The following is a 4,831-nucleotide window of genomic DNA, read 5'->3' on the forward strand; positions in this document are numbered from 1 at the left end:
AATTTCAAAATTGACTGGACGCGCGGCCCCGATTGCTTTGTGAGCGGCAACGCCGGGCAGCTGCTGCAAGTGATGATGAACCTGATCCAGAACGCCGCCGATGCCACCAGCGCCAACAGGGCTACCGGCGCAGACGGTGCATCCATTGCCGTGCCACCGCACCTGCAGATCAGCCTGACGCGGCAAGACGAGCAAGTGCAATTGCGCTTTGCCGACAACGGCCCGGGTATCGCGCCGGCGCATTTGTCGCACATTTTCGATCCATTTTTCACCACAAAAAACGTCGGCAAAGGCACCGGCCTTGGGCTGTCGATCAGCTATGGCCTGGTGGAGCAGCACGGCGGCCGTCTGAGCGGTACCAATTTGCCGCAAGGCGGCGCCGAGTTCACGCTGGTGTTGCCCTGCGCATAAGCCAAAGGTAAAAAAACCCCGACGGCCTGCGCACATCGGGGTGGTATCAAGCCGCCGCAAGCGGCCTGGATTGCACTTACATGTTGTCGATCATCACTTGACCGAAGCCAGAACAGCTCACCTGGGTGGCACCGTCCATCAGGCGAGCGAAGTCGTAAGTGACTTTCTTGCTCTTGATCGAGCGCCCCATCGACGCAATGATAGCGTCGGCGGCTTCACCCCAGCCCATGTGGCGCAGCATCATTTCGGCAGACAAAATCTCGGAACCCGGGTTCACATAGTCTTTGCCGGCGTACTTGGGCGCAGTGCCGTGGGTGGCTTCAAAGCAGGCCACGTTGTCGGACAGGTTGGCGCCAGCGGCAATGCCGATGCCGCCCACTTGTGCGGCCAGCGCGTCAGAAATAAAGTCACCGTTCAGGTTCATCGTGGCAATGACGCTGTAGTCGGCCGGGCGCAACAAAATTTGCTGCAGGAAGGCGTCGGCGATGCAGTCTTTGACCACGATGTCCTTGCCCGTTTTGGGGTTCTTGAACTTGCACCATGGGCCGCCGTCAATCAGCTCGGCACCGAATTCCTTTTGCGCCAGGGCATAACCCCAGTCGCGGAACGCGCCTTCGGTGAATTTCATGATGTTGCCTTTGTGCACCAGCGTCACATTGGGTTTGTCATTGTCAATGGCGTACTTGATGGCCTGGCGCACCAGGCGCTCGGTGCCTTCGCTCGACACCGGCTTGATGCCAATGCCCGAGGTGTTGGGGAAGCGGATTTTGGTCACGCCCAGCTCGTCCTGCAGAAACTTGACGAGCTTCTTGGCCTTATCGGACCCAGATTCGAATTCAACACCGCAATAGATGTCTTCGGTGTTTTCACGGAAGATCACCATGTTGGTTTTTTCGGGTTCCTTGACCGGGCTGGGCACGCCTTCAAAATACTGGATCGGGCGCAGGCAGACGTACAGATCAAGCTCCTGACGCATGAACACGTTGAGCGACCGGATACCGCCGCCCACAGGGGTCGTCAACGGGCCTTTGATGGAAACGACATATTCGCGCAGCGCATCGAGGGTTTCAGTCGGGAACCAAACGTCGGGGCCATAAATGGTGGTGGCCTTTTCACCGGCATAGACCTCCATCCAGTGAATTTTTTTCTTGCTGCCGTAGGCTTTGGCCACCGCCGCATCGACGACCTTGATCATGACGGGGGTAATGTCAAAACCGGTGCCGTCACCCACAATATAAGGAATGATCGGTTGGTCTGGCACGTTCAATGAGTTGTCGGCATTGAGGGTAATTTTTTGGCCTTCTGAGGGCACCTTGATGTGCTGATACATGGACTTGAGTCTCCGGTAGTTGATCAATGATCTAGGGATAGGCCAGCAATCAAACTGACCCGTGTTTCTTAAACTTTTTGATTCTATTCCCAATAAATTACCAAATGCTGTCACGACGGCAACTCCCGGGGTCTTGGCAGCCGCATTCAAGCAAAGTTTGTTTTGCGTCAAAATCAGGTCATGAAACACTTCGCCACCTTGTTGCTGTCACTTGCCCTGCTCTGCTCGGGCACCAGTTTTGCCCAGAGCGCGCCGCAAATGAACTTGCCACGCGTCAAGCTCACGGCGGGCATGTATTTGGTGGACGCCCAGGTGGCCGCCACACCCGAGCAGCGCAGCACGGGCCTCATGTTTCGCCAGCAGATGCCGCCCGCCGAAGGCATGCTGTTTGTTTTCGAGCAAGCCGGCCAACAATGCTTCTGGATGAAAAACACCTTGCTGCCCCTGACGGCCGCTTTTGTGGCCGACAACGGCACCATCGTCAACCTGGCCGACATGACACCACAAAGCACCGACTCCCATTGTTCTGAAAAACCGGTGCGCTTTGTGCTGGAGATGAACCAGGGCTGGTTTGCCCAAAAAGGCATCAAGGCGGGCTTCAAGCTCGGCGGCCCGCCGTTCAAGTCTGAGTGATGGAGCGCCTGCGCATTGACAAGTGGCTGTGGGCGGCGCGCTTTTACAAGACGCGCACGCTGGCCAGCGAAGAAATCGCCAGGGGTCGGGTGCAGGTCAACGGCGTTGCTGTCAAACCGGCACGCGAACTCAAGGCGGGCGACAGCGTGCTGCTGCGCAGCGGCCCCGTCAGCCGCACGGTGACCGTGCTGGCGCTCAGCGACAAGCGCGGCCCGGCACCGGTGGCCGCCCTGCTCTATCAGGAAACCGAAGACTCCTTGATTGAGCGCCAGCAGGCAGCCGAGCAGCGCCGACTGGCACCCGAACCGGCCTTGAGCCTGAGCCAGGGCCGCCCCACCAAACGCGACCGCCGCGACACCGACCGACTGCGCCAAAATGACTGGGACGCGCGCTGGAGCGCCAGCCTCAAAACGTGATCGTTGGAAAAGTTTGCGGGTCAGGCCACTCGCACAGCGACGTGCTCTGACCCCAACTGATTAGAACTTGATGTTCATGATGGCCGTGTCCTTGACCTCTTCCATCACCACGTAGCTGTGCGACTGCGAAGGCACTGGTATTTTTTGCAGGATGCTGCTCAGCAACTCACGGTAATCCGGCATGGCATTGAGCCGCGCCTTCACCAGGTAATCAAAGTTGCCTGACACCAAATAACACGCCATCACCTCGGGCATGTGCAACAGCGCCTTGCGCACCTGCTCGAACACCTCGCCCGACTTGTTGGCGAGCGTGATTTCAACAAAAACCAGCAGGGTTTTCCCGACCGATTTGGGGTCCACTTGGGCGTGGTAGCCGGTAATGACACCACTGCGTTCCATGCGCCGCACGCGCTCGGCACAAGGCGAGGTGGACAGGCCGATCTTCTCGCCCAGTTCCGTCATCGAGATGCGGCCCTGGCGCTGCAGGATGTCGAGGATTTTTTTGTCAATGCGGTCGAGCTCAGCCATTTTTTTGGTTTGGATCAGGTTTTTCAGTTCGGGTTAACATTTTCTGCTGAATTAACGACTAACAACAAGTAAATTTGCTGCAGATGCTTGTCTAAACTTCACAAATCAATCGTTAACAGTGAGGTTTGCATGAAAGTTGTTGTTTTGGGTGCTGGCGTGATCGGTATTTCAACGGCTTACGCTTTGGCGCGCGCCGGGGCCGAGGTCACCGTGCTGGAGCGTCAACCGGGTCCGGCGCTGGAGACCAGCTTTGCCAATGCCGGCCAGGTCTCGCCCGGCTACTCGACACCCTGGGCCGCGCCCGGCATTCCGCTCAAGGCCATCAAATGGTTGTTCCAGAAACATGCGCCGCTGGCCTTGCGCGCCGACGGCTCGTTGTTCCAGCTGCGCTGGCTGGCGGGCATGCTGGCCAATTGCACGCCGTCGCGCTATGCGGTAAACAAGGAACGCATGATGCGCGTGTCAGAGTACAGCCGCGCCTGCCTGCAGCAACTGCGCCTGGACACCGGCATCCAGTACGAGCAACGCAGCGGCGGCACGCTGCAAGTGTTTCGCTCACAAGCACAACTCGATGCCGTGGCGCGCGACACCGAGGTGCTGCGCGCCTGCGGTGTGGCGCACGAGGTGCTCGACCGCGCCGGCCTTGCCCGCGTGGAGCCCGCGCTGGCCCACACGCAAGACCGGCTGCTTGGCGGCCTGTGGCTGCCCCACGACGAAACCGGCGACTGCTTTCTATTTACCCAGCAATTGGCCGAGAAAGCGAAGCAGTTGGGCGTGCAGTTCCGCTACGGCGTTGAGGTAAAGCAAATGCTGACTGACGGCCAGAGCCTGCAGGGCGTGACCGGTGTGCAGCTGGTCGGGCCCGAGGCCGAAGTGGTCAAGGCCGACAAATATGTGCTGGCGCTGGGCAGTTACACGCGCCAGTTGGTGCAGCCGCTCGGCCTGAATCTGCCGGTGTACCCGGTCAAAGGCTATTCGCTGACCGTGCCACTGCTAGATGCCAGCCTGGCGCCGCAATCGACTGTGCTCGACGAAACCTACAAGGTGGCGATCACCCGCTTTGACCAGCGCATCCGCGTCGGTGGCATGGCCGAATTGGGTGGTTTTGACCTGAGCCTGAACCCCAAGCGCCGCGCCACTTTGGAGATGGTAACGGCCGACCTGTTTCCCGGCGGCGACCTGCCCAAGGCCGAGTTCTGGACCGGTTTGCGCCCGCAAACGCCCGATGGCACGCCCATCATTGGCGCCACGCGGCAGTACCCCAACCTGTTTTTGAACACCGGCCACGGCACCTTGGGCTGGACCATGGCCAGCGGCTCCGGGCAACTGGTGGCTGACCTGGTCACCGGACGGCAGACCGCCATCAGCACCGAAGGTCTGGCGCTGGAGCGCTACAGCAGCGCGGTGCCAACGCGCAGCCTGCACAAGCGGGCCGTGGGCGCTACCGCCTGAGTCCGTTCAAAGGCAATCGCGGCGAGGGCGCCGCTCCCACAGGGCGCCGCTCCCACAGGGC

6 protein-coding genes are annotated in these 4,831 nt (G+C 59.8%); 4 read left to right on the forward strand and 2 right to left on the reverse strand.

The features are described from left to right. Positions 1-411, forward strand: a 411-nt coding sequence (locus IBX54_RS12715) for an ATP-binding protein (protein ID WP_296543025.1), incomplete at its 5' end; no start/stop codon positions are given. A 76-nt stretch (positions 412-487) separates the two neighbouring features. Here the strand turns inward: IBX54_RS12715 and icd are convergent. Next, positions 488-1,741, reverse strand: coding sequence for an NADP-dependent isocitrate dehydrogenase (icd, locus tag IBX54_RS12720; protein WP_296543026.1), 1,254 nt, complete (start codon positions 1,739-1,741; stop codon positions 488-490). A gap of 180 nt (positions 1,742-1,921) precedes the next feature. Here icd and IBX54_RS12725 point away from each other — a divergent pair, with 180 nt between their 5' ends. Both IBX54_RS12725 and IBX54_RS12730 read left to right on the forward strand, forming a co-directional pair. Continuing rightward, positions 1,922-2,374 (forward strand): DUF192 domain-containing protein, encoded by a 453-nt coding sequence (locus IBX54_RS12725; RefSeq protein WP_296543027.1) that lies wholly within the window; start codon positions 1,922-1,924, stop codon positions 2,372-2,374. After that, positions 2,374-2,790: an RNA-binding S4 domain-containing protein gene (locus IBX54_RS12730; RefSeq protein WP_296543028.1), complete on the forward strand. Its 417-nt coding sequence runs from the start codon at positions 2,374-2,376 to the stop codon at positions 2,788-2,790. The genes IBX54_RS12725 and IBX54_RS12730 overlap by 1 nt, the downstream gene beginning before the upstream one ends. 60 nt (positions 2,791-2,850) lie before the next feature. Here the strand turns inward: IBX54_RS12730 and IBX54_RS12735 are convergent, their stop codons facing one another. Next, positions 2,851-3,318, reverse strand: coding sequence for a winged helix-turn-helix transcriptional regulator (locus IBX54_RS12735; protein WP_296543029.1), 468 nt, complete (start codon positions 3,316-3,318; stop codon positions 2,851-2,853). Between the two features lie 129 nt (positions 3,319-3,447). Between IBX54_RS12735 and IBX54_RS12740 the strand changes: the two genes are divergently transcribed. Next, positions 3,448-4,770 (forward strand): D-amino acid dehydrogenase, encoded by a 1,323-nt coding sequence (locus tag IBX54_RS12740; protein WP_296543030.1) that lies wholly within the window; start codon positions 3,448-3,450, stop codon positions 4,768-4,770. The last annotated feature ends 61 nt before the right edge of the window (positions 4,771-4,831 follow it).

The sequence above is a fragment of the Rhodoferax sp. genome, from assembly GCF_014859475.1.
GTDB lineage: Bacteria > Pseudomonadota > Gammaproteobacteria > Burkholderiales > Burkholderiaceae_C > Rhodoferax.